The organism is Nocardioides sp. Z24_21 (assembly GCF_058134345.1).
The window spans coordinates 308,884-331,937 of sequence record NZ_JBYTTH010000005.1 but is presented as its reverse complement, the minus strand read 5'-3'; the positions used below and the strand labels follow the sequence as shown (position 1 = coordinate 331,937).

21 protein-coding genes and 1 pseudogene are annotated in these 23,054 nt (G+C 72.7%); 11 read left to right on the top strand and 11 right to left on the bottom strand.

Features of this window, described 5'->3' with window-relative positions:
- Nucleotides 1-5 precede the first annotated feature (5 nt).
- Both dnaJ and hrcA read right to left on the bottom strand, forming a co-directional pair.
- Nucleotides 6-1,172 (bottom strand): molecular chaperone DnaJ, encoded by a 1,167-nt coding sequence (gene dnaJ, locus AC3X7Z_RS17040; protein ID WP_489976679.1) that lies wholly within the window; start codon nucleotides 1,170-1,172, stop codon nucleotides 6-8.
- Nucleotides 1,169-2,191, bottom strand: coding sequence for a heat-inducible transcriptional repressor HrcA (gene hrcA, locus AC3X7Z_RS17035; protein WP_489976678.1), 1,023 nt, complete (start codon nucleotides 2,189-2,191; stop codon nucleotides 1,169-1,171). Before hrcA ends, dnaJ begins: the two co-directional genes overlap by 4 nt.
- An 85-nt stretch (nucleotides 2,192-2,276) precedes the next feature.
- Between hrcA and AC3X7Z_RS17030 the strand changes: the two genes are divergently transcribed.
- The 3 genes from AC3X7Z_RS17030 (at nucleotide 2,277) to AC3X7Z_RS17020 (ending at nucleotide 4,490) form a co-directional block, all read left to right on the top strand.
- A complete protein-coding gene (locus AC3X7Z_RS17030) occupies nucleotides 2,277-3,140 on the top strand; it encodes an MBL fold metallo-hydrolase (RefSeq protein ID WP_489976677.1) in 864 nt (287 codons plus the stop codon).
- 54 nt (nucleotides 3,141-3,194) lie between these two features.
- Nucleotides 3,195-3,551 (top strand): hypothetical protein, encoded by a 357-nt coding sequence (locus AC3X7Z_RS17025; protein ID WP_186341724.1) that lies wholly within the window; start codon nucleotides 3,195-3,197, stop codon nucleotides 3,549-3,551.
- A gap of 90 nt (nucleotides 3,552-3,641) precedes the next feature.
- On the top strand, nucleotides 3,642-4,490 hold the full coding sequence (locus AC3X7Z_RS17020) for a DUF3097 domain-containing protein (protein ID WP_489976676.1): 849 nt from the start codon (nucleotides 3,642-3,644) through the stop codon (nucleotides 4,488-4,490).
- A gap of 125 nt (nucleotides 4,491-4,615) precedes the next feature.
- On the opposite strand, the gene hemW is transcribed toward AC3X7Z_RS17020, so the two are convergent.
- From hemW to AC3X7Z_RS17005, 3 genes are all read right to left on the bottom strand, one after another.
- Entirely contained in the window at nucleotides 4,616-5,833 is a 1,218-nt protein-coding gene (gene hemW / locus AC3X7Z_RS17015; RefSeq protein ID WP_489976675.1) for a radical SAM family heme chaperone HemW, read from the bottom strand.
- Nucleotides 5,834-5,940: 107 nt separating this feature from the next.
- Complete coding sequence (locus AC3X7Z_RS17010; RefSeq protein ID WP_186341721.1) at nucleotides 5,941-7,761, bottom strand: AMP-dependent synthetase/ligase; 1,821 nt, start codon at nucleotides 7,759-7,761, stop codon at nucleotides 5,941-5,943.
- Between the two features lie 249 nt (nucleotides 7,762-8,010).
- On the bottom strand, nucleotides 8,011-8,943 hold the full coding sequence (locus AC3X7Z_RS17005) for an aminoglycoside phosphotransferase family protein (protein WP_489976674.1): 933 nt from the start codon (nucleotides 8,941-8,943) through the stop codon (nucleotides 8,011-8,013).
- A 24-nt stretch (nucleotides 8,944-8,967) separates the two neighbouring features.
- Between AC3X7Z_RS17005 and AC3X7Z_RS17000 the strand changes: the two genes are divergently transcribed.
- Together AC3X7Z_RS17000 and AC3X7Z_RS16995 are read left to right on the top strand one after the other, a co-directional pair.
- The gene (locus AC3X7Z_RS17000; RefSeq protein ID WP_186341719.1) at nucleotides 8,968-9,420 is read left to right on the top strand and encodes an XdhC family protein; all 453 of its coding nucleotides are present in this window, start codon (nucleotides 8,968-8,970) and stop codon (nucleotides 9,418-9,420) included.
- A 1-nt stretch (nucleotide 9,421) separates the two neighbouring features.
- Nucleotides 9,422-10,513, top strand: coding sequence for a winged helix DNA-binding domain-containing protein (locus tag AC3X7Z_RS16995; protein ID WP_489976673.1), 1,092 nt, complete (start codon nucleotides 9,422-9,424; stop codon nucleotides 10,511-10,513).
- A gap of 34 nt (nucleotides 10,514-10,547) precedes the next feature.
- Here AC3X7Z_RS16995 and AC3X7Z_RS16990 read toward each other — a convergent pair whose 3' ends face one another.
- On the bottom strand, nucleotides 10,548-11,240 hold the full coding sequence (locus AC3X7Z_RS16990) for a GntR family transcriptional regulator (protein ID WP_186341717.1): 693 nt from the start codon (nucleotides 11,238-11,240) through the stop codon (nucleotides 10,548-10,550).
- Nucleotides 11,241-11,395: 155 nt separating this feature from the next.
- On the opposite strand from AC3X7Z_RS16990, the gene AC3X7Z_RS16985 reads away from it, so the two are divergent.
- From AC3X7Z_RS16985 to AC3X7Z_RS16965, 5 genes are all read left to right on the top strand, one after another.
- Complete coding sequence (locus tag AC3X7Z_RS16985) at nucleotides 11,396-12,601, top strand: CaiB/BaiF CoA transferase family protein (RefSeq protein WP_489976672.1); 1,206 nt, start codon at nucleotides 11,396-11,398, stop codon at nucleotides 12,599-12,601.
- Between the two features lie 63 nt (nucleotides 12,602-12,664).
- Nucleotides 12,665-14,740 (top strand): hydantoinase/oxoprolinase family protein, encoded by a 2,076-nt coding sequence (locus tag AC3X7Z_RS16980; RefSeq protein WP_489976671.1) that lies wholly within the window; start codon nucleotides 12,665-12,667, stop codon nucleotides 14,738-14,740.
- Between the two features lie 3 nt (nucleotides 14,741-14,743).
- Nucleotides 14,744-16,615, top strand: coding sequence for a hydantoinase B/oxoprolinase family protein (locus AC3X7Z_RS16975; RefSeq protein WP_186341715.1), 1,872 nt, complete (start codon nucleotides 14,744-14,746; stop codon nucleotides 16,613-16,615).
- Nucleotides 16,616-16,620: 5 nt separating this feature from the next.
- Nucleotides 16,621-17,268, top strand: a complete 648-nt coding sequence (locus tag AC3X7Z_RS16970) for an isochorismatase family protein (protein WP_489976670.1) — start codon at nucleotides 16,621-16,623, stop codon at nucleotides 17,266-17,268.
- Nucleotides 17,265-18,179 carry a hydroxymethylglutaryl-CoA lyase gene (locus tag AC3X7Z_RS16965; protein WP_489976669.1) on the top strand — a complete coding sequence of 305 codons (915 nt, stop codon included), beginning with the start codon at nucleotides 17,265-17,267 and terminating at the stop codon, nucleotides 18,177-18,179. Before AC3X7Z_RS16970 ends, AC3X7Z_RS16965 begins: the two co-directional genes overlap by 4 nt.
- On the opposite strand, the pseudogene AC3X7Z_RS16960 reads toward AC3X7Z_RS16965, so the two are convergent.
- The 3 genes and pseudogenes from AC3X7Z_RS16960 to AC3X7Z_RS16950 all read right to left on the bottom strand — a co-directional run.
- Nucleotides 18,176-18,503, bottom strand: a pseudogene (locus AC3X7Z_RS16960) (DDE-type integrase/transposase/recombinase); the annotation flags it as partial. The gene AC3X7Z_RS16965 and the pseudogene AC3X7Z_RS16960 sit on opposite strands and share 4 nt — an antisense overlap.
- A 134-nt stretch (nucleotides 18,504-18,637) precedes the next feature.
- Nucleotides 18,638-18,991 (bottom strand): hypothetical protein, encoded by a 354-nt coding sequence (locus AC3X7Z_RS16955; protein ID WP_489976668.1) that lies wholly within the window; start codon nucleotides 18,989-18,991, stop codon nucleotides 18,638-18,640.
- A gap of 31 nt (nucleotides 18,992-19,022) precedes the next feature.
- Nucleotides 19,023-19,874 carry a helix-turn-helix domain-containing protein gene (locus AC3X7Z_RS16950; protein ID WP_186341711.1) on the bottom strand — a complete coding sequence of 284 codons (852 nt, stop codon included), beginning with the start codon at nucleotides 19,872-19,874 and terminating at the stop codon, nucleotides 19,023-19,025.
- A 51-nt stretch (nucleotides 19,875-19,925) separates the two neighbouring features.
- On the opposite strand from AC3X7Z_RS16950, the gene AC3X7Z_RS16945 reads away from it, so the two are divergent.
- Nucleotides 19,926-20,528, top strand: a complete 603-nt coding sequence (locus AC3X7Z_RS16945) for a TIGR03086 family metal-binding protein (protein ID WP_489976667.1) — start codon at nucleotides 19,926-19,928, stop codon at nucleotides 20,526-20,528.
- 36 nt (nucleotides 20,529-20,564) lie between these two features.
- Here AC3X7Z_RS16945 and AC3X7Z_RS16940 read toward each other — a convergent pair whose 3' ends face one another.
- Nucleotides 20,565-21,077, bottom strand: coding sequence for a HutD family protein (locus tag AC3X7Z_RS16940; protein ID WP_186341709.1), 513 nt, complete (start codon nucleotides 21,075-21,077; stop codon nucleotides 20,565-20,567).
- 23 nt (nucleotides 21,078-21,100) lie between these two features.
- On the bottom strand, nucleotides 21,101-22,975 hold the full coding sequence (gene lepA / locus AC3X7Z_RS16935) for a translation elongation factor 4 (protein WP_186341708.1): 1,875 nt from the start codon (nucleotides 22,973-22,975) through the stop codon (nucleotides 21,101-21,103).
- Nucleotides 22,976-23,054: the final 79 nt, after the last annotated feature.

Here is a 23,054-nt window from a genome sequence, read left to right as displayed (position 1 = left end):
CCGGCTCAGCCCTGGAAGGCGTCGCGGAGCCGGCCGAACATCGACTTGTGCGGCGCCTCGTTCTTGCCGTCGGGCTGCTCCTCGCCGCGGATGGCGGCCAGCTCGCGCAGCAGCTCCTCCTGGCGGGGATCGAGACGGGTGGGGGTCTCCACGGCGATGCTGACGACGAGGTCGCCGCGACCGCCGCGCAGGCTGGGCACGCCGAAGCCGCGGATCACCTGCTCGCTGCCCGACTGCGTGCCGGGACGGATGTCGACGTCGTAGGTCGTCACGGTCTCCGAGGACTCCTCGGACGACGCGGGCAGGTCGGCCTCGAGCAGCGGCAGCGTGAGGTGCGTGCCGAGGGCGGCCGCGGTCATGGGCAGCGAGATCGTGGTGTGCAGGTCGTTGCCGTGACGGGTGAAGGTCGGGTGCGGCTCGACGTGGATCTCGACGTAGAGGTCGCCCGCGGGGCCACCGCCGGGACCGACCTCGCCCTGACCGGTGAGCTGCACGCGCGTGCCGTGGTCGACCCCGGCCGGGATCTTGACCGTCAGCGTGCGCCGGGAGCGGATCCGGCCGTCGCCGGAGCACTCACGGCACGGGTCGGGGATGATCGAGCCGTAGCCGCGGCAGGCCGCGCAGGGGCGCAGGGTGCGGATCTCGCCGAGGAACGAGCGCTGCACGACCGCGACCTCGCCCTGACCGTGGCAGGTCTCGCAGGTGACCGGCTTGGTGCCGGGCGCGGTGCCCTCGCCGTGGCAGGCCTCGCACCGCAGCGCGGTGTCGACCTTGAGGTCGCGGGTCACGCCGAAGGCGGCCTCGGCGAGCTCGACGTCGAGCCGGATCAGCGCGTCCTGGCCGCGCCGGGCGCGCGAGCGCGGGCCGCGGGTCTGCGCGCCGCCTGCGGCACCGCCGCCGAAGAACGCGTCCATGATGTCGGTGAAGCTGAAGCCCTGCCCGGCGCCGAACCCCTGGCTGAACGCGTCGCCGCCGCGGTCGTACGCGGCACGCTTGCCGGGGTCGCTCAGCACCTCGTAGGCGCGCGAGACGTCCTTGAAGCGCTCCTGCGTGGCCGGGTCGGGGTTGACGTCGGGGTGGAGCTGCCGCGCGAGCTTGCGGTAGGCCTTCTTGATGTCGTCGGCGCTCGCGTCGCGCGAGACGCCGAGGATGTCGTAGGGATCCTGGGTCACTGGTTTCCTTCATCGAGGATCCGCGAGACGTAGCGCGCGACCGCGCGCACGGCTGCCATGGATCCGGGGTAGTCCATGCGGGTGGGGCCGACCACGCCGAGGGAGCCGAGGTGCAGCTCCTGCGGGCCGTAGCCGGTGGCCACGACGCTCGTGGCCGCGAGCTCGGAGTAGGGGCCCTCGTGGCCGATGCGCACCGTCAGCGCGTCGACGCCCGACTCCCCGAGCAGCTTGAGCAGCACGACGTGCTCCTCGAGCGCCTCGAGGAGCGGACGGACGGCGGTGTCGAAGTCGCCGTAGCGGGCGAGGTTGGCGGTGCCGCCCACGGCGACCCGCTCGTCGCTGCGGTGGTCGGACATCGCCTCGGTGAGCACGCGCACGATCGCCCGGGCCGAGTCGGCCTGCTCGGGGCGCAGTCCGTCCGGGAGGTCGGCGAGCGCGGCGGCGGCCGCGGCGATCTGCACGCCGGAGCTGGCCTGGTTGACCGCCACGCGGAGCTCGGCGAGGTCGCTGTCCACCTTGGGCTCGTCGAGCTCGACGAGGCGCTGCTCGACCCGGCCGGTGCTCAGGATGAGGATCACCATCACCCGGGTCGGGGTCAGCGACACCAGCTCGATGTGGCGCACGGTCGAGCGGGAGAGGGTGGGGTACTGGACGATGGCGACCTGCCGGGTCAGCTGGCTGAGCAGCCGCACCGAGCGCTGCACCACGTCGTCGAGGTCGACCGCCCCGTCGAGGAGGGTGGCGATCGCGCGCCGCTCGGCTGCGCTCATCGGCTTGAGCGTGGCGAGCCTGTCGACGAAGAGCCGGTAGCCCTTGTCGGTGGGCACCCGCCCGGCGCTGGTGTGGGGCTGGTGGATGTAGCCCTCCTCCTCCAGCGCGGCCATGTCGTTGCGCACCGTGGCCGGTGAGACGCCCAGTCCGTGGCGCTCGACCAGCGCCTTGGACCCGACCGGCTCCTCGGTGGCGACGTAGTCCTCCACGATCGCGCGGAGCACGTCGAGCTTGCGGTCGTCGACCATCTGCTCTCCTCTCGCATCGGATCCGGTTTCTGGCACTCGTTCGCCCTGAGTGCCAAGACTACTCGCACTCCGTAGGCTCGCGCCCATGCCCGACGACACCCCGCGGTTCACCGAGGTCGCCCCGCGCGTGTGGGTCGCGCACTACGACTGGATGCACGTCAACATCACCCTCGTCGGCGGCTCCGACGGCCTGCTGATGGTCGACACCCACGGGTCCACCGCGCAGGCGCGCGTGGTCGCCGACGACGTACGCCGGCTCGGCGCCGGACCGCTCACCGCGCTGGTCAACACCCACGAGCACTGGGACCACCACTTCGGCAACGCGACCATGGTCGAGCAGTTCGGCGACCTGCCCATCCACGCCACCGACTGGGCGGCCGAGCACATGGAGGAGTCGGCGGCCCGCACCTTCGAGAAGTTCGAGCAGGACGCCGACGACCCGCGGCGCGACGAGGTGCTGGCGACCACGCTCCGGCTGCCCACCCGCACCTTCTCCTCCGCCGTCCAGCTCGACCTCGGCGACCGGGCGGTCGAGCTGATCCACCCCGGGCGCGGGCACACCGCCGGCGACCTCGTCGTCCGCGTGCCCGATGCCGACGTGCTGCTGGGCGGCGACCTGGTCGAGGAGTCCGACCCGCCGTTCATCGGCGACGACTCCTGGCCGCTGGAGTGGCCGCTCACGCTCGACCTGGTCCTGGGCCTGATGACCGATGCGACCGTCGTCGTGCCCGGGCACGGCGCGGTGGTGGACAAGGCGTTCGTGCAGGACCAGCGACTCGAGCTCGGCGTGATCGCCGAGACCATCCGCGACCTCGCCGGCCGCGGCGTGCCGCAGTCCGAGGCCCTCGCCGCCGGGGAGTGGCCGTGGGACCCGGAGTGGCTGGTGAGCGCGGTTCGGCTGGGCTACGAGCACCTGCCCCGCAGCCAGAAGCGACTGCCCCTCATCTGAGCCCCCACCCCGCGGGGGCTGGTCTCGGCGGCGCCGGGCCAGTAGGACTGGTGCATGAGCGAGAACAGCGAGTCCCAGACCGACAACACCGAGTCGACCGACACGCCGAAGGCGGGCAGCCGCACCAGCCCGGCCGACTCCGACCACTCCGGCGGCACCGCGTCGCCCGACGAGGCCACCCTCGGCGGCATCTCCGACGACCAGCTCCCCGACGACCTCCAGCCGGGCGAGGACAACCCGCTGGCCGAGCCGCTCGACCCCGACGACGAGGCCACCAAGAGCCGCGACGAGCTCGAGATGGACGCCACCCAGGAGGACCTGGGCAACAGCGACAGCGGGGACGGCGGGGAGACCGGCGACGACGCCAACAGTGGCGACGGCGCCCAGGGCGCCGGCATCGCCGGGGGCTGAGCCCCGTCAGGTGCGGTGTCGCGGGTGGTGGCTGACGACCGCTCGGCGTGCCACCCCCACCTCGGGGCGTCGGGCCCCTACCGTGGTCCGGTGCCTCAGGATCGCTACGGAACCGACGTCCTCTCCGGTGACTGGCGCGCGCCTCGCAACGGTCGCGCCACCGAGGTGCCGACCGCGCTCGGCATGGTCGTCGAGGAGGTCACCACCGACTGGTGCGGCGAGGTCGTCGCCGTCGACCGCGACATCGACACCCTCACGCTGGAGGACCGCCGCGGCAAGCGACGCACCTTCCCGCTCGGCCCCGGCTTCCTGCTCGAGGGCAAGCCGGTGATCCTCACCCGACCCGTCCGCGCCGGCGCGCCCGCCGCCCCCACGCGTACGGCGTCGGGCTCGGTGGCGGTGCCCCACGCACCGGCCCGCGTCGCCCGAGCGAGCCGCATCTTCGTCGAGGGCCGCCACGACGCGGAGCTGGTCGAGAAGGTCTGGGGCGACGACCTGCGCATCGAGGGCGTGGTGGTGGAGTACCTCGGCGGCGTCGACGACCTCGCCGAGCACCTGCGCGACTTCCGGCCCGGCCCGCAGCGCCGCGTCGGCGTACTGGTCGACCACCTCGTGCCCGGCTCGAAGGAGGCGCGGATCGCCGAAGGCATCGCCCGCTCCCCCATCGGCAAGCACGTCCTGGTGGTCGGGCACCCGTTCATCGACATCTGGCAGGCGGTCAAGCCCGACCGGCTCGGGATCCCGGCGTGGCCCAGCGTCCCCCGCGGCATCGACTGGAAGACCGGCACCTGCCAGCAGCTCGGCTGGCCGCACCGCGACCAGGCCGACATCGCCCGCGCCTGGAAGCACATCCTCGGCCGGGTGAGCTCCTACGCCGACCTCGAGCCGGCCCTCCTCGGCCGGGTCGAGGAGCTCATCGACTTCACGACAGCGCCGTAGCCGTATTTCCCGTGACGATGGTTCATCAAGGTATGCAGGCGAACCCGCACTTCCCGGCGTGAACTGATCGAGGGAAGTGCCTGCTGGGCTGCATACCTTGATGAACCGTCAGCGGGAGCGGCGGGTCAGTCCACCAGGTCGCGGACGATGGCGTCGGCGAGGAGACGGCCGCGCTGGGTGAGCACGAGGCGCTCGGTGGCCAGCTCGACGAGGCCGTCGGCGACGAGCCGGGCCACCTGCGAGCGGCCGGTCGCCTCGAGCGCGGAGACCGGGAGTCCCTCGACGAGGCGGATCTCGAGCAGGATCCGCTCGACCCGCTGGTCCTGGTAGCCGAGGACCTCGCGAGCGAGGGCGGGCGAGACGCCGCGGGCCAGCCGCGCGGCATAGGCCGCCGGGTGCTTGACGTTCCACCAGCGGACACCGCCGACGTGCGAGTGCGCCCCCGGCCCGACGCCCCACCAGTGCCCGCCGGTCCAGTAGAGGAGGTTGTGGCGGCACCAGTGCTGGGGCGAGGTCGCCCAGTTGGACACCTCGTACCAGCTCATCCCCGCGGACGAGAGCTTCTCGTCGACGAGGTGGTACTTGTCGGCGAGGTCGTCCTCGTCGGGCATCGGCAGCTCGCCGCGGGCGACCTGGCGGCCCATCGCGGTGCCCTCCTCGACGATGAGCGAGTAGGCCGATACGTGGTCGGGACGGCAGGCGAGGGCGGCGTCGACGGAGGTCTCCCAGTCGGCCAGCGACTCCCCCGGCGTGCCGTAGATCAGGTCGAGGCTGACGTCGTCGAAGCCCGCCCGGCGCGCCCACTCGACGACCGCGGGCACCCGCATCGGGTCGTGGGTGCGGTCGAGGGTGCGCAGCACGTGGTCGACGGCCGACTGCATGCCGAAGGAGATCCGGTTGAAGCCGGCGGTGCGCAGCTCCTCGAGGTCCCAGACGGCGACGCTGTCGGGGTTGGCCTCGGTCGTGATCTCGATGCCGTCGGACAGGCCGAACTCGGCGGCCGCGCTGGCCACCACGGCGCCGAGGTCGGCCGGCTTGAGCAGGGTCGGCGTGCCGCCGCCGAAGAAGATGGTGTCGATCTTGACGTCGCGGTGGCCGAGCACCTGGCGGGCGAACCGGATCTCGCGGATCGCCGCCTCGGCGTAGGACGAGCGGCCGGCGCCGACCTCGTCACCGAGCTCCTCGGCGGTGTAGGTGTTGAAGTCGCAGTAGCCGCAGCGCACCGAGCAGAACGGGACGTGGACGTAGAGACCGAACGGCTTGGTGCCGAACTGGGCCCACGCCTCGTCGGGCAGCAGGCCGTCCTCGGGGGCGACGTCGCCGTCGGGCTGGGCGGGGGGCACGCCGGTATCCAACCATGTGGGCCACGTGCGAACGGGTGCCAGTGGTCTCCCACCGGCACCCGTTCACCAGTACGCGCGTGCGCCCGCGGCCGGGCGCGCCGGATCCGTCAGGCGTACATCTCCTCGATGATCGCGCGGTGGTTGTCCTGCACCACGTTGCGCTTGACCTTCATGGAGGGGGTCAGCTCGCCCGACTCGATGGTGAGGTCGTGGTCGAGGAGCCGCCACCTCTTGATGGTCTCCCAGCGGTTGAGGTGGCTGTTGAGCTCCTCGACGTAGTCGCCGACCATCTTCTGCACCGCGTCGGAGGTGACGATCTCGGTGTAGGAGGCCCCGCTCATGCCGTTCTCCTCGGCCCAGCCGGCCATGGCGTCCGGGTCGAGGGTGACGAGCGCGACGCAGTAGTTGCGCTCGTCGCCGAACACCATGAACTGGCTGGCGTAGGGGCACACGGCCTTGAACTTCGACTCGATCGCCGGCGGGGCGATGTACTTGCCGCCGGACGTCTTGAAGAGCTCCTTGATCCGCCCGGTGATGACCAGGTGGCCGTCCTCGTCGATGGCGCCCTTGTCACCGGTGTGCAGCCAGCCGTCGGAGGTCAGCGTCTTCGCGGTCTCCTCGGGAAGGTTGTGGTAGCCGTCCATGATGCCGGGGCCCTTGATCATGACCTCGTCGTTCTCGCCGAGCTTGACCTCGCTGCCCGGGAAGACCGAGCCGACCGTGCCGAACTTGTTGTCGTCGGGGTGGTTGACGAAGGACCCCGCCGAGCTCTCGGTGAGGCCGTAGCCCTCGAGGATGGTGATGCCGGCGGCGCCGAACCACTCGGCGATGTCGCGGTTGAGCGCGGCGGCGCCGGAGATGAAGAAGCGGACGTTTCCGCCGAACCGGTCGCGGATCTTGCTGAACACCAGCTTGTCGAACAGGCCGTGCTGCACCTTGAGGCCCAGCGGCACCGGCTTGCCCTCGCGCTTGCGGCGCTCGACGTCGAGACCGACCTCGAAGGCCTTCTTGAAGATCTTCTCCTTGGCTCCACCCTCGGCGGCCTGCATGGTGACGATCCGGCCGTGGGCCTTCTCGAAGATGCGCGGCGCGGCGCCCATGAACGTCGGCTTCACCACGCCCAGGTTGTCGACGATCTTGTCGACGCGACCGTCGATCGCCGCGGCGAACCCGCACGCCATCTGCGTCGACATCAGCACCTTGCCGAACGAGTGCGCCATCGGCAGCCAGCGGAACTCGAGGTCGTCGGGGCCGAGGATGCCCTGCGCGCGGATCGCCTCGCCCTCGTAGACCCAGGACGAGTGCCGCAGCCGCACGCCCTTGGGGCGTCCGGTCGTGCCGGAGGTGTAGATGAGGGTGGCGAGCTGGTCGGGACGGATGGCCTGCGACGTCGTACGCACCACGTCGGGCTCGGTGGCGAGCCGCTCCGCGCCGAGCGCGGCGAGGTCGTCGAGGGAGATGATCCAGTCGCCGTCGGTGGCGCCGTCGAAGACGACGACCTTGGTGACGTGGGGCAGCTCGCCGCGGTGCGCGGTCAGCTTGGCGACCTGCTCGTCGTCCTCGGCGAAGACCACCCGGCTCTCGGAGTCGGCGAGGATGTAGACGGTGTCCTCGGCGTTGGTGGTCGGGTAGACGGTGGTGGTCGCCCCGGCCGCGCACATGACGGCGAGGTCGGCCAGGATCCACTCGTAGCGCGTGCCGGAGGCGATGCCGACGCGCTGCTCGGGCTCGACGCCCACCGCGATCAGGCCGGCGGCGAGCGCCTCGACCTTGTCGCCCGCCTGCTTCCAGGTGACGGACTCCCACGCCTCCCCCCGCGGGAAGCGGAACGCCTCGGCGTCGGGAGTGGCGCTCACGCGGTCGAAGAACTGCACGGCGACGTTGGGCGGCATCTGGTCGAGGAAGGCCGTGTCGATCGTGGTCGGCATCTGTTACCTACTCATTCGTCGGGACGTGGCGGCGGGCGCCACAGGGGATGCTGGGGGGCGTGCTGGAGGGGGATGCTGGTGACGTGTGGGCTGTAACCTAGATCACTGCGTTTACCGAGCGGTAGCAAATGGGGGGAATGTCCAGTCCTGCCGCCGACTTTCCGACTTTCGACCCACTCCGACGCGATCGCGGGACACGTCCGTGGGCCGTCGCGTCGCGGCCCCGCGCGCAGGGCCGAGACGCTCCCGTCAGTCCTGCACGGCCTTGATCACCGCGATGCAGCGGGTGATCCAGTCCCGTTCGTCACCCGTCAGCCGGCGCCCGGCCCCCTGGGCGTCCTGCACCGTCCAGCCGGCGTTGAGCACCATGCGGACCACGACCCAGTCACGGGCGCGCGACTCGTCGAGGCCGCCCGCGTCGACGAGCGCGTGGAAGCGCCGGCGCAGCCCGTCGCGCACCGACCCGACCGCGAGCGGGCCGCTGAGCTCCTCCATCCGGTTCCAGAGCATCGGCGCCGGCTCGTAGTGGGGGTCGCCGGCCATCGGCTTGGGGTCGATCGCGCGCCACTCCCCCGTCTCGTCGGCCATCACGTTGGCGTAGTGCAGGTCGCCGTGGACGACGACCGGGGGCGCATCGGTGGCGAGGAGGTCGGGGCCGAGGGACAGGGCCTGCTCGACGTAGCGCCGCGGCACCGGGATGTCGAGGCCGAGCGCCTCGAGCTCGCTCAGCCACCGCTCGACGTACGACGTGACGCTCGCCAGCTGCGGCAGGGCGGGGATGTGGAGCCGGGTGTAGAGCTCGCCCACCACCTCGCACGCCTCGACGTCCCACGCGTCGGTGAGGTCGGGCCCGGGGAGCCAGTCGAGCAGCAGTGCGCGCCTGCGCGGGTCGGCCGTGCGCAGCCGGACGGCACCGCTCCCGCCCCAGTGCTGCAGCGCCAGCCCTTCGTGGAGGGACTCCTCGTCGCCGTCGAAGCTGATCTTGAGCGCCCCGGTGAGGCCGTCGGCGTCGCGCACCGGGACGACCAGCGAGCACCAGCCGTGGAGCGGGTCCCCGTCCGGGCGCAGCCCCCAGTCGGCGAGCAGCTCGCTCGTCAGTCGCGGCAGCCGGTCGAGCCAGCGCGCCCAGTCCTCCCCGAGCGCACGGCGCGACTGCAGCCCCGAAGGGATGGTGACCGGCATGCGGGCGAGCCTAGGGTGGCCCGCATGGGTGAGCGCCAGCAGCCGTGGTCCGACGACAGGGCCGAGCACGGCCGCATCCTGGTCCTGACCGACAACCCCATCTCCCGCGCCATCGCCGCCATCGCCTCCGCGGCCGGTCGCAACGTCGTGGTGGAGGCCATGGACGACGGCGGTCCGGGGCTCGACCCGCAGCCCGGCGACGCCGTGGTGCTCTGCGACCACGACGCCCCCGACGCCCCCGCGGTGCTGCGCGCGGCACTGGCCTCGGACGCCTCCTACGTGGCGATGATGGCCAGCCGCGCCCGCGCCGCCGGCCTGCTCGACGAGCTCGCCGCGGAGGGCGTCGACACGTCGGCCCTCCACGTGCCGGCCGGCCACGACCTCGGCGGCAAGGGGCCGGGCGAGATCGCGCTCTCGGTGGTCGCGGAGGTCGTCGCCGAGTCCTACGGCCGCCCCGGCGGTCCGATGCGCGGCTGAGGTGGCGCTCGGCTGGGACGACCTCGCGGCAGCCGCGCTCGCGCGTCAGTTCCCCGACGACCCCGGCACGGTCGCGGAGCAGGTGCGCGCCATCGGCGCCATGCAGACCCAGACCGCGCGGTCGGCGTTCATCGGCCTCGGGGCGCGCTTCCCCGGCGTGCGCCACGCGGCGATCAGCGAGGCGTACGACCGTGGCGAGATCGTCCGCGGCAGCACGATCCGCGGCACCGTCCACACCGCGACGCCGGAGACCCACACCGTGCTCGCCGAGGCGACCCGCGTCGGGCAGCACCAGCGCTGGGCCCGGATGCTCGGCATCACCGACGAGCAGATCGCCGACCTGTGGGCGTCGGTCGAGGACCACGCCCGGGAGTGGCGCAGCCCCGACGACCTGCGCGAGCACGCGCGTCGCTGGCTCGACGAGCACGCCCCCGCGTCGGCGGGCGTGGTCGACGACGGCCCCGCCCGCCACGTGGCGCTCGCCCATGGCGGCCTCGTGCGGCGACCGGCCTCGCGCGACCGGTGGGAGGGCCAGGGCACGCCGGTCTACGGCACCTTCCACCCCACGGGCCCGGCCACGCTGGCCGACGTCGTCGCACTGCACCTGCGCGCGCACGGCCCCGCGTCGCGCCAGGACGTCGGCTGGTCGGCCGGGCTGCCGCTCAGGGCGGTCGAGGAGGGCATCGCCGGGCTCGAGGTGGTCGAGCACGAGGGACCCGGCGGGCGGGCGTACGTCGACCTGCCGCACGCGCCGCCCCCGCGCGACCTCCCCGGGGTGCGCCTGCTGCCGGAGTTCGACGCGCTGCTCTGCGGCTACGACTCCAAGGCGCGGGACCGGTTCGTGACCCCGGAGCACCACAGGCGGCTGTGGAGCGAGTCCAACGGCATGCTGCTGCCGCCGCTGCTCGTCGACGGCCGGATCACCGGCCACTGGCGTGCCGGCGGGACGGCACGACGCCGGCCGATGGAGGTGACGTGGTTCGCCCGCACCCGTCGTCCACGCCGCGCGGAGCTCGAGCAGCCGGTGGCGGCGCTCGAGACCGCGCTCGGCATCACGGTGACCGAGGTGGGGATCACGCGCGAGTCCGTGTGAGCGCGCGACCCGGACCGGCGGCCTGCGGCGAGGGCTAGGGGCGAGCGGGCTGGTCGAGCGAGGGCTCGCCGCCGCGCTCCTCGCGCAGGGTCACCCAGGCCGCGCGGACGTGGGCGCGCATGACCGACTCCGCCCACACGGCGTCGCCCGCCCGCAGGGCATGCACGATCTCGTGGTGGTGGGCCAGGCTGCGCTGCATCGCCTCGGCCGAGTAGTGCGAGAACGTGCGCCACACCAGGGGCACCTCCACCACCGACGACACCAGCCCGACCAGGCGGGTGTTGCCCGAGGCCTCCAGGATCGCGCGGTGGAAGCGGTTGTTGAGCTCGGTGATGGCGTCGAGGTCGGGCGGCACGCGCCGGGCCTCGCGGTCCATGCCGTCGGCGAGCCCGGCGAGCAGCTCGAGGTCGGCACCGCCGGTGGTCGCGGCGAGGCCGCACCCCCACGGCTCGAGCTGCGAGCGGAGGCTGAAGATCTCGTCGAGGTCGCCCACGCCCCAGTCCTCGACCTGCACCCCGCGATTGGGCTCGTGCCTGACCAGGCCCTCCGCGGCCAGCCGGCGCAGCGCCTCGCGCACCGGCGTACGGCTCACGCCGATCACCGCGGCGAGGTCGCCCTCGCGCAGCCACTCGCCGCCGGCCCGCTCGCCGCTGAGGATCTGGCGGCGGATGGTCAGGTAGGTGACCTCGGCGGCCTTGCCGGCGTCCGCGCCCGCGTCGAGGGTCATGGTCGCGAACCCTAGCAGCGCCGCTCGCGGGGGACGATTGTATGCAACTTTCTGCACGGCCGTTGACGGGTCGCCGGACACACCGCTAGCGTCGCGTCATCGCCGTATGATCTACCTCACACTCGGCGCCGCGTTTGCATACGAAAGGCTCCGCTGTGCCGGATCCACGCCCCCTCCCCCTCGACGACCTGCGCGTGGTGGAGCTCGGTCAGCTGCTGGCCGGGCCCTTCTGCGGCCAGCTGCTCGGCGACTTCGGTGCCGAGGTGATCAAGGTGGAGGACCCCGCCCACGGCGACCCCATGCGCCAGTGGGGCCGGGAGAAGCCCTACGGCCAGTCGCTGTGGTGGCCGGTCGTGGCCCGCAACAAGCAGTCGGTGACCGCCGACCTGCGCACCGAGCGCGGCCAGGACCTCGCGCGGCGCCTGGTGGACAGGGCCGACGTGCTCATCGAGAACTTCCGCCCGGGCACCCTCGAGCGCTGGGGGCTGGCCCCCGAGACGCTGTGGGAGACCAACCCCGGCCTGGTCGTCACCCGGGTCACCGGCTTCGGCCAGACCGGCCCCTACGCCGCGCGCGCCGGCTACGGCTCGATCGGCGAGGCGATGGGCGGCATCCGCTACGTCACCGGCGACCCCGACCGCCCCCCGGCCCGCGCCGGGGTCTCCCTCGGCGACTCCCTCGCCGCCACCTTCGCCTGCCTGGGCACCCTCGTCGCCCTGCACCAGCGCGGGCGTACGGGCCGGGGCCAGGTGGTCGACTCCGCCATCTACGAGGCGGTGCTGGCGATGATGGAGTCGCTCGTGCCGGAGTGGCAGGTGGCGGGCTACCAGCGCGAGCGGACCGGCACGACGCTGCCCAACGTGTCGCCGAGCAACGTCTACCCCACCGCCGACGGCGAGATGGTGCTCATCGCGGCCAACCAGGACACGGTCTTCCGTCGCCTCGCCGAGGTGATGGGGCAGCCCGGGCTCGCCAGCGACGAGCGCTACGCGACTCACGGCGCCCGCGGCCGGCACATGGACGAGCTCGACGGCCTGATCGCCCAGTGGAGCAGCACGATCGCGGCCGACGACCTGCTCGAGCGGCTGCACGCCGGCGGTGTCCCGGCGGGCCGGATCTTCCGCGCCAAGGACATGCTGGCCGACGAGCACTTCGCCGCCCGCGAGGCGATCGTGCGGCTCGCGCACCCCGACCTGGGCGAGTTCGCCATGCACAACGTCGCCCCCAGGCTCTCGGAGACCCCCGGGTCCGTCCGGCACGTCGGACCGGCCCTGGGCGAGCACAACGACGCCGTCTACCGCGGCCTGCTCGGCATCAGCGACGACGAGCTCTCGTCCCTGCGCGCCGCGGGCGTCATCTGATCCGCACCACTCCCTCCGACCCCACTCCCCCGACCCCGGCACCGACCACCAAGGAGAGCACCCATGACCTATCGGCTCGGAGTCGACGTGGGCGGCACGTTCACCGACATCCTGCTCATCGACGAGGACTCCGGCGCGACCTTCCGCGCGAAGACCTCCTCCACACCCGAGGACCAGTCGGTGGGCGTGCTGCGCGGCATCGACCAGGCGTGCGCCGCGGCCGGGATCGACCGCGGCGTCGTCGGCGACGTCTTCCACGGCACGACGGTCGCCACCAACGCGATCCTGGAGGGCAAGGGCGCGCGGGTCGGCCTGGTGACCACCCACGGCTTCCGCCAGGTGCTGCAGATCGGACGGTCGTTCGTCCCGGGCGGGCTGGCCGGCTGGATCATCTGGCCCAAGCCCGAGCCCCTCGCGGCCCTCGAGGACACCGTCGAGGTGCGCGGTCGCATCGCGAGCGACGGCAGCGTCGTGACCGAGCTCGACGAGGACGACGTCCGCGCCCAGCTCCGCAGGCTGGCCGGGCGTGGCATCGAGGCGCTGAGCATCTGCCTGATCAACTCCTACGCCAACCCCGCTCACGAGCAGCGGGTGGGCGAGATCGCCGCCGAGGAGCTGCCCGACATCGCCGTGTCGCTGTCGTCGGAGGTGCTGCCCGAGCTGCGGGAGTACGAGCGCACGATCACGACCGTCGCCAACGCGGCCGTGCAGCCGCACGTCAAGAGGTACGTCGCCAACCTGGCTGGCCAGCTGCAGGACTCCGGGGTCGACGGCTCGCTGTCGATCCTGCGCAGCGACGGCGGTCTGGTCTCGGCGGGCGTGGCCGCCGACAACCCCGTCAACCTGCTCCTGTCCGGCCCCGCCGGAGGGGTCACCGGCGCCGCCTGGGTGGCCGCGCAGACGGGCCACCGCGACTTCCTCACCTTCGACATGGGCGGCACCTCGACCGACGTGGCCCTGGTCGAGGACCTCACGCCCCGCGTCGGCCGCGAGACCACCGTCGGTGACCTCAAGGTGCGCGCGACCTCGGTCGACGTCCGCACGGTGGGGGCCGGCGGCGGCTCCGTCGCCCACGTGCCGGCGCTGACCCAGGCGCTGCGGGTCGGCCCGCAGTCGGCGGGCGCCGCGCCCGGGCCCGCTGCGTACGGCGCCGGGGGCGTCGAGCCCACCGTGACCGACGCCAACGTCGTGCTCGGCCACCTGCCCACCGCGCTCGCGGGCGGCGAGGTCACCCTCGACCCCCACGCCGCCAGGACCGCGGTGCAGACGATCGCCGACGCGACCGGACTGGACTCGGTGGAGGCCGCGGCGGCCGGGATCATCGACATCGTCAACGAGAACATGTTCGGTGCGCTGCGGCTGGTGTCGGTCCAGCAGGGCTACGACCCCCGCGACTTCGCACTCGTCGCCTTCGGCGGCGCGGGCCCGCTGCACGCCAACGCCCTCGGTCGGCTCACCGGCTCCTGGCCCGTGATCATCCCGCCGTCCCCGGGCGTGCTCTGCGCCTACGGCGACGCCACCACCAGCCTGCGCGACGAGTCGGTCCGCACCCTGGTCCGCCGCTTCGGCGACCTCACCGACGGCGCCCTGCGCACCATCCTCGACGACCTCGCCACCGCGGCCCGGGCGACGCTGAGCGCCGAGGGCGTCCCTGACCACCAGCTGCGGGTCACCTACGCGGCCGACCTGCGCTACCACGGGCAGGGCTTCGAGATCCCCGTCACCGTCGACATCGACGGCTTCGACGGCCGCGGGGGTGGGCTCGAGGCGCTCGGCAAGGCGTTCGACACCGAGCACGACCGGCTCTTCTCCTTCGTGCTCGACACCGAGCACGAGCTGGTCACCCTCAGGGCCACCGCGGACGCCCCCCGCCCCGACGTCGGCGCCGTCGTGCTGGCCGAGGGCGGCGACGACCCCTCGGCGGCGCGGGTGCAGCAGCACCGGATCTGGTCGGACGGCGCGATGGTCGATGCCGACGTCTACGACCGCTCGCTGCTGCGGGCCGGCAACGTCGTCGTCGGCCCCGCGGTGATCACCGAGATGGACTCCACCACCCTCGTGCTGCGCGACCACGCCGCCACCGTGCATCCCAGTGGCAGCCTCCTCATCCGACCCGTCGACCAGGCCCAGGAGGGCTGAGCCGTGGCACACCTCATCGAGACCAACACCTCCCCCCTGCAGCAGGTCGACGTCGACCTGGTCACCCTCGACCTCGTCGAGAACGCCCTGCGCAACGCGCGCTACGAGATGGACGAGGTGCTCTTCCGCACCGCCCTCTCCCCCGGCATCCGCGAGCAGCACGACGAGTTCCCCCTCATCGCCAACCGCGACGGGAAGATGATGGTCGGCCAGTTCGGGCTGTCCATCCCCGACTTCCTCGACAACTTCGACGGCACGATCGAGGAGGGCGACGTCCTGCTCACCTCCGACCCCTACTCGTGCGGGGCCGCGATCAGCCACGCCAACGACTGGCTGGTGGTCATCCCGGTGTTCTTCGACGGCCGCATCGTCGGGTGGACGTCGATGTTCGGCCACATGTCCGACGTCGGGGGCAAGACCCCGGCCTCGATGCCGACCGACGCCCGCACCATCTTCGAGGAGGGCGTCGTCATCCCGCCCTTCCGCCTCTACAAGAAGGGCGTCCTCGACGAGGACGCGCTCCGGATCATCCTCAACCAGGTGCGCAAGCCCGACTGGAACCGCGCCGACCTCAACGGCATCGTGGCGGCCTGCCGCACGGCCGCCCGTCGGGTGCAGGAGCTGTGCGCCCGCTTCGGCGTCGACACCTACAGCTCCGCGCTCGACGCGCTGCTGGAGCGCAACTACCGCGCCATGAAGACGCTGCTGGCGATGGTGTTCGAGGAGGGCCGGACGCTGTCGTTCACCGACTACATCTGCGACGACGGCCTCGGCTACGGCCCCTACGAGCTCCGGCTCAGCCTGACCCGCACCGGCGACAAGGTGCTGCTCGACTTCACCGGCAGCAGCCCGCAGGCCCAGGGCCCGATCAACTACTACATCAACGAGAACCTGGTGCGGATGTTCTTCGGGATCTACATGATCACCGTCGCCGACCCGCAGATCCTCTGGAACGACGGCTTCTACCCACTCGTCGACGTCGAGATCCCCGACGACTCGTTCTGGAAGCCGCAGTACCCCGCCGCCCTCAACGCCCGCAACCACGGCATCGGACGGGTCTTCGACCTCTTCGGCGGCCTGCTCGGGCAGACCAACCCCGACCTGCTCAACGCCGCCGGGTTCTCCTCCTCCCCCCACTTCATGTACTCCGGCACCTACGGCGAGGGCGACCGCAAGGGCGAGTGGTTCCAGCTCTACTCCATCGGCTTCGGCGGCATCCCGGGCCGGCCGATCGGCGACGGCCCGGACGGCCACTCGCTGTGGCCGTCGTTCGTCAACATCCCGTGTGAGTACCTCGAGTCCTACTACCCGCTGCGGATCGAACGCTGGGAGACCGTCACCGACACCGGTGGGGCCGGGCTGCACCGCGGCGGCAACGGCGTCGACGTCACCTACCGCTTCCTCGAGGGCGGCACCATCGCGATCCACGACGACCGGTGGCTGACCTACCCGTGGGGCGTCAACGGCGGCGAGCCCGGCGCGCGTGGGCGCAAGTGGCTCGTGCGCGCCGACGGCACCACCGAGGTGCTGCCCAGCAAGGTCCACGACGTCCCCGTCGCGCCGGGCGACCTGCTGCACTTCGTCACCTGGGGCGGCGGCGGCTGGGGAGACCCGCTCGCCCGCGACCCCGCGCTGGTCGGGCTGGAGGTCACCCGCGGCCTGGTCAGCGCCGAGGGCGCGCGCCGCTACGGCGTGGTGTGCGACGAGTCGGGCACGGTGGACGCCCCCGCCACCGAGTCGCTGCGCGCCGAGCTGGGCGCCGGGCGCCCCAGCCCGCTGCCGACCTTCGACATGGGACCGCCGATGGAGACGATCCTCGAGCGGGCGCTCGAGGAGACCGGGCTGCCCGCCCCGCGTCCCCCGGTCCCCCGGTGACGCCCGTGGGCGACCAGCCCTCCGATGCCGGGACGCCGCAGCCCTTCGGGGGCTCGCTGCGTCCCGGCGCGGTCCCGGCGGTGCTCGCGGTCGACATGATGCGCGCCTACTTCGACCCCGCCAGCGCACTGTGCCTGCCGTCGGACGCGTGCCTGGACTCCGCCGCGCGGGTGCTGGCGTGCGCCCGGCAGCAGGGGGTGCCCGTGGTGCACACCCGGGTCCGCTACGCCGCCGGCGGCGCCGACGGGGGCGTGTTCTTCCGCAAGGTGCCCGCGCTGCGCGACCTGGTCGGCGACGGACCCATGGGCGAGCTGGTGCCGCAGGTGGCGCCCTCGGACGACGAGCTGGTGGTGGTCAAGCAGTACGCGAGCGCGTTCTTCGGCACCACGCTCGCCTCGACCCTGCACGCCTGGGGCGTCGACACCGTCGTCGTGGTCGGGGTCAGCACCAGCGGCTGCATCCGGGCCAGCGCCGTCGACGCGGTCCAGCACGGCTTCGTGCCGCTGGTGGTGGCCGACGCGGTCGGCGACCGCGAGCCCGGGCCTCACCACGCCAACCTGCACGACCTGTCCACCAAGTACGCCGAGGTGGTCGACGAGGCGACGGCGCTCGCCTACCTCGCCGACCGCCCCGCCCCGGGAGCGCCCGCGTGAGCGCCCCCGGCTCGGTCACCGTCCTCGAGGTGGCACCGCGCGACGGGCTCCAGAACGAGGAGACGATCCTCTCCACCGACGACAAGGTCGAGCTCGTCGAGCGCGCCGTGCGCGCCGGGTCGAGGCGCATCGAGGTCACCAGCTTCGTCAACCCCGCCCGCGTGCCGCAGATGGCCGACGCCGACGAGGTGATGGCCGCCCTGCCTCGCCCCGACGGCGTCAGCTATGCCGGGCTGGTGATGAACGAGCGCGGCCTCGACCGTGCCCTCGCCGCCGGAGTCGACGAGGTCGACGTGGTGGTCGTGGCGACCGACACGTTCTGCCGGCGCAACCAGGGCGTCGGCACGGCCGAGGCGTGCGAGCAGGCGGCCACCATCGTGGCGCGGGCCCGCGACGCGGGCGTCCTCACGACGGTCACGATCGGCGCGGCGTTCGGGTGCCCGTTCGAGGGGGAGGTCGCTGAGGGCAGGCTGCGCGAGGTGGTGCGCCGCGTCGCCGACGCGGGCCCCGACGAGCTGGCGCTGGCCGACACGATCGGGGTGGCGGTGCCCAGCGACGTCTCGGCCCGGGTGGCCCTGGCCGCCGAGGTCGCCGGTCCGGGGGTGTCGCTGCGCCTGCACCTGCACGACACCCGCCACACCGGAGTGGCCAACGCCGTGGCCGGGCTCACCGCCGGCGTCACCACCCTCGACGCCAGCATCGGCGGCACGGGCGGGTGTCCCTTCGCCCCCGACGCGACGGGCAACGTCGCCACCGAGGACCTCGTCTACCTCCTCGACCGGATGGGCGTGGCCACCGGCATCGACCTGGCCGCCACCACCGCGACGACGGCCTGGCTGGAGGAGCGGCTGCACAAGCGTCTGCCCGGCGCCCTGCTCAGGTCCGGCGGCTTCCCCGACCAGGAGCGCTAGGTGTGAGGCCCAGCGAGGTTGTCCGACTTGGTGATGGGTGATTGCTTGCCGGTGGCCGAGTGGGGCCGGTGGTCGGTGTACACGTGGAAGCGTTCGATCTTGCCGTCGGTCTGCGGGCGGTAGGGCCGAGTGCGCTGCGGGTGATGGCAAGCTCGGCACAGGTGTCGCGCCACAGGTGCGAGCGGTGGCAGCCGCCGTTGTCGGTCAGGACTCGCGGACGGTGACGCCGCGCCCGGCGAACCACGCCACCGCGTTGCGCAGCACTGCGGCTGCGGTCTCTTTCGTCTCGTCGTCGTGAGCCTCGACGTAGGCGACGCGGGCGTGTCGTCACACGATCTCGACCAACGTTCCTGAACATCACAACTAGACACGTCCCGTCCCCGCTAGGACACCCGGATCCGGGCCGTTGAGCGGGGACATCCCCGCTCAACCCGGGGGTTTCCACCTTCCGAGCTCCTTCAGATCGTGTCGGCGCCGTCCCCGGTCGACGCCTCCCGGGCGCGGGTGGCGGCGGGCGTCAGCACGCCGGCGAAGACGAACCCGACCGACCAGAACGCCGCGTTGCCGTCGCCGCTCAGGTACATCGCGTAGCCGAGCGCCAGGGCGACGGCGGCCGAGACGGCGTAGTGGCGCAGCTCCACGCGCCCCGTCCCCTCGCCGGGCGGACGGCCGTAGGAGCCGAGGAAGAGCATCATCCAGAGGGCCAGCGCGAGGACGGCGCCCACCAGGAAGTGCCAGCCGCCACCGGAGGCACCGCCGACGACGAGCGTGACGGCGAGCGCGACGGCCAGGTGTCCGGGGAGCGGGCGCACGCCCGCACCATGCCCGCGAGGACGCGGTCTGTCAACCGTTGGTTGACGGCGGGGCCGGCTGGTCGCGGAGGTACTCCCCCGGCGTCATGCCGGTGACGGTGCGGAAGTCGTGGGTGAAGTGCGCCTGGTCGGCGTAGCCCAGGTCGGCCGCGACCTCGGCGAGGGTGCCGGCGCCGGCCTTGAGCGCCTCGACGGCCCCGTGCAGCCGGCGCCGCTGGAGCAGCCACTTGGGGCTCAGCCCGACGCGCTGCTCGACCAGGCGCTGGAGGCTGCGCTCGGACAGCCCCACGGCCCGGGCGAGCTCGTCGACACGGGTCACCTCCGGGTGCTCGCCCAGCCACGCCACCAGCCGGTTGACCAGCAGGCCCGGGGCGTCGACGGGCAGGTGGGTGGCCAGCCACCCCTCGACGTGCCCGATCGCCGCGAGGTGGGCGGCCGGGCCGTGGGGGTCGGCGGCCATCGCCGCGCGCACCTCGTCGACGAGGCCGGGGTCGGGCAGCAGGCCGCGCAGCTCGATCCACGTGTCGGTGACCTCGGCGACCGAGCGCCCGAGCACGAGCCGCCCGGCGGCGGGGCTGAGCATCGTGCCGACCGCCCAGCCGTCGCCCTCGAGCGTCACGCTCGACCGGCCGCGCGCGACGCCGTAGAAGCGGGCGTAGGTGTTGCTCACCACCACCAGGCAGACGGGGTGCTGGAGGGTGCTCTGGGTGGACGGCTCGGGCAGCGACCAGACGGGGATCCAGTGGCGGTCGACGAGGTCGGCGAGGCGCTCGCTCGGGGCGTAGCGGTGGATCGGCGGCGAGGGCCGGCTCACCCCCGTCAGGTGGGCCCGGTCGATCGGGTCCACCGGCCGGGGACCTCCCGCACTCGTCCGGCTGCTCATCTGTCGGATTATTCCAAGCAGCACCGACAGCGCCGCGGCGAGAGTGGGCGCATGACCCAGACCACCACCTCCTCACCGACCCCGTCACCCGCCCACCAGCTCTCCCTGTTCCAACAGCGCGCCGACCGGTTCGCCCGGGTCCTCGACGCCGTCGAGGTCGCGGGCGGCGACTGGGACGTGCCGTCGCCGTGCGAGGGCTGGACCGCCCGCGACGTCGTCGGGCACGTGATCGAGACCCAGCGCGACTTCCTGCGCCAGCGCGACCTCGACGCCGGCCCGGATCCCGACCTCGCCGACCCGGCCGCCGCCTGGCGACGCCAGCGCGCGCACGTCACCTCGGTGCTCGCCGACGGCGTGGCGGCTCGCGAGTACGACAGCTACTTCGGTCCCACGACCATCGCCGCCACCATCGCCGACTTCTACGGCTGGGACCTCGTGGTGCACGGCTCGGACGTCGCCCGGGCCACCGGCCAGGAGTGGGCCGTCAGCGACGAGGAGGCCGCCGCGCTCCACGCCACCGCCGACGGCTGGGGCGACACCCTGCACTCCGAGGGGATCTGCGCCCCGGCGGTCGAGGTGGGCCCGGACGCCTCGGTCACCGACCGGCTGCTCGCGCGGCTGGGCCGCGACCCCGGCTGGCGGCCGGCGCGCTGACCGGCCCGGTCCGTCCAGCCGGTCCCGGCGGTCCGCTCAGCCGATGCGCTCGAGGGTGACGACCGCGACGGTGCAGCGTCCGGTGACCTCGCCGGGACCGATCACGAGCGTGCCCGTCGCGATCGCGTCGCGGGTGCCGGAGACGACGTACGCCGCCTGGTCGGCCGCGAGCGGCAGCGCCGAGGACCGGCCCAGCTCGAGCACGGTCACGAACGGTCGCACGAGGGTGGGGTCGACGACGACGTCGAGCGCGCGTACGGCTCCCTCGGGCACCGACGCCACGGCGGCCGCGTCGCCGGGGAGGGCGAACGGGCGTTGCGGCTCGACGACGTGCGCCTCGTCGTCCACCTCGAGGTCGAGGACCGGGCCGTCGACCACGGTGAGCACGCGCAGCGTGCCCGCCGACGTGGGGACCGGGCCGTCCGCGGTGACCTCGGCGAGCCCGATGCGCCACGCTCCGTCGTCGCCGCGTGCCAGCTCGCGGATGGTGCTGCGGCCCGCGGCCCACGGCTGCGGCGCCACGTCCTCGCTGCGGACGACGGATCCCACGTCGAGTCCTCCCTCTTCGACTCCTACTTCTTGCCTGGCTTGTCGGAGGGCTGCGTGGTGGACAGCGCGGCGACGAACGCCTCCGGCGGCACCTCCACGGACCCGATGTTCTTCATCCGCTTCTTGCCCGCCTTCTGCTTCTCCAGCAGCTTGCGCTTGCGGCTGATGTCGCCGCCGTAGCACTTGGCGAGCACGTCCTTGCGGATCGCGCGGATGGTCTCGCGGGCGATGACGCGGGCGCCGATGGCGGCCTGGATCGGCACCTCGAACTGCTGGCGCGGGATGAGCTCCTTGAGCTTGCCGGCCATCATCACGCCGTAGGAGTAGGCAGCGTCGCGGTGCACGATCGCGCTGAACGCGTCGACGGGCTCGCCCTGGAGCAGGATGTCGACCTTGACCAGGTCGGCGGCCTGCTCGCCGGAGCGCTCGTAGTCGAGGGACGCGTAGCCCTTGGTGCGCGACTTGAGCTGGTCGAAGAAGTCGAAGACGATCTCGCCCATCGGCAGGGTGTAGCGCATCTCGACGCGGTCCTCGGAGAGGTAGTCCATCCCCTGCAGGTTGCCGCGCTTGAGCTGGCACAGCTCCATGATCGTGCCGATGTAGTCCGACGGCGCGAGGATCGTCGCCTTCACGACCGGCTCCCGCACCTCGGCGACCTTGCCGTCGGGGTACTCGCTCGGGTTGGTCACCTCGACCTCGGTGCCGTCGTCGAGGACGACCTCGTAGACCACGTTGGGAGCCGTCGAGATGAGGTCGAGGTCGAACTCGCGCTCGAGGCGGTCGCGGGTGATCTCCATGTGGAGCAGACCGAGGAACCCGCAGCGGAAGCCGAAGCCCAGCGCGCCCGAGGTCTCCGGCTCGTAGGTCAGCGCCGCGTCGTTGAGCTGGAGCTTCTCCAGGGCGTCGCGCAGCGTCGGGTAGTCGTCGCCGTCGATCGGGTAGAGACCGGCGTAGACCATCGGGTTGGGGTGCTTGTAGCCGCCCAGCGACTCGGTGGCCCCGTGGTGCTGGGAGGTGACGGTGTCACCGACGCGCGACTGGCGCACGTCCTTCACACCGGTGATCAGGTAGCCGACCTCGCCGACGCCGATCTCGCGGGCCTTGACGGGCTCGGGGCTGATCACGCCGACCTCGAGCATCTCGTGGACCGCGTTGGTCGACATCATCTTGATCCGGTCGCGGTGGCTGAGCTTGCCGTCGACGACCCGCACGTAGGTGACCACGCCGCGGTAGGTGTCGTAGACGGAGTCGAAGATCAGGGCACGGGCCGGGGCGTCCGCGTCGCCCACCGGCGCCGGGGTCTGCTTCACGATCTCGTTGAGGAGCGTCTCGACGCCGACGCCGGTCTTGGCGCTGGTGAGCAGCACCTCCTCCGGCTCGCAGCCGACCAGGCCGGCCAGCTCGGCGGCGTACTTCTCGACGTTGGCGCTCGGCAGGTCGATCTTGTTGAGCACCGGGATGATGTGGAGATCGGCGCCCATCGCGAGGTAGAGGTTGGCCAGGGTCTGCGCCTCGATGCCCTGTGCGGCGTCGACGAGCAGGACGGCGGCCTCGCAGGCCTCGAGGCTGCGGGAGACCTCGTAGGTGAAGTCGACGTGGCCCGGGGTGTCGATCATGTTGAGGACGTAGGTGCCGGGCTCGGCGCCCTCGGCGTTGCCCGCCGGCACCGTCCACGGCATCCGCACGGCCTGCGACTTGATGGTGATGCCGCGCTCGCGCTCGATGTCCATCCGGTCGAGGTACTGCGCACGCGACGCCCGCTCGTCGACGACCCCGGTGAGCTGCAGCATCCGGTCGGCCAGGGTCGACTTGCCGTGGTCGATGTGCGCGATGATGCAGAAGTTGCGGATGATCGACGGGTCGGTCGAGCCAGGCTGCGGCGCGTTGGTGAGGCTCACGGACTGCTTTCGGGGGTACGACGGCTGGGTCGGCTCATTCTTCCACGCGCGCCGCGGGCCGCCGAACCGGCGACGCGGC

Excerpts from the sequence above, each read along its gene's own strand:
- AC3X7Z_RS16990 (WP_186341717.1), bottom strand. The coding sequence starts at position 11,240 with ATGACCCTCGACGCGGGCGCGGACGCCGGCAAGGCCGCCGAGGTCACC.
- AC3X7Z_RS16945 (WP_489976667.1), top strand. The coding sequence starts at position 19,926 with ATGACCCAGACCACCACCTCCTCACCGACCCCGTCACCCGCCCACCAG.
- AC3X7Z_RS16980 (WP_489976671.1), top strand. The coding sequence starts at position 12,665 with ATGACCTATCGGCTCGGAGTCGACGTGGGCGGCACGTTCACCGACATC.
- hrcA (WP_489976678.1), bottom strand. The coding sequence starts at position 2,191 with ATGGTCGACGACCGCAAGCTCGACGTGCTCCGCGCGATCGTGGAGGAC.
- AC3X7Z_RS17005 (WP_489976674.1), bottom strand. The coding sequence starts at position 8,943 with ATGCCGGTCACCATCCCTTCGGGGCTGCAGTCGCGCCGTGCGCTCGGG.
- AC3X7Z_RS16950 (WP_186341711.1), bottom strand. The coding sequence starts at position 19,874 with ATGAGCAGCCGGACGAGTGCGGGAGGTCCCCGGCCGGTGGACCCGATC.
- AC3X7Z_RS17025 (WP_186341724.1), top strand. The coding sequence starts at position 3,195 with ATGAGCGAGAACAGCGAGTCCCAGACCGACAACACCGAGTCGACCGAC.
- AC3X7Z_RS17010 (WP_186341721.1), bottom strand. The coding sequence starts at position 7,761 with ATGCCGACCACGATCGACACGGCCTTCCTCGACCAGATGCCGCCCAAC.
- AC3X7Z_RS17030 (WP_489976677.1), top strand. The coding sequence starts at position 2,277 with ATGCCCGACGACACCCCGCGGTTCACCGAGGTCGCCCCGCGCGTGTGG.
- AC3X7Z_RS17000 (WP_186341719.1), top strand. The coding sequence starts at position 8,968 with ATGGGTGAGCGCCAGCAGCCGTGGTCCGACGACAGGGCCGAGCACGGC.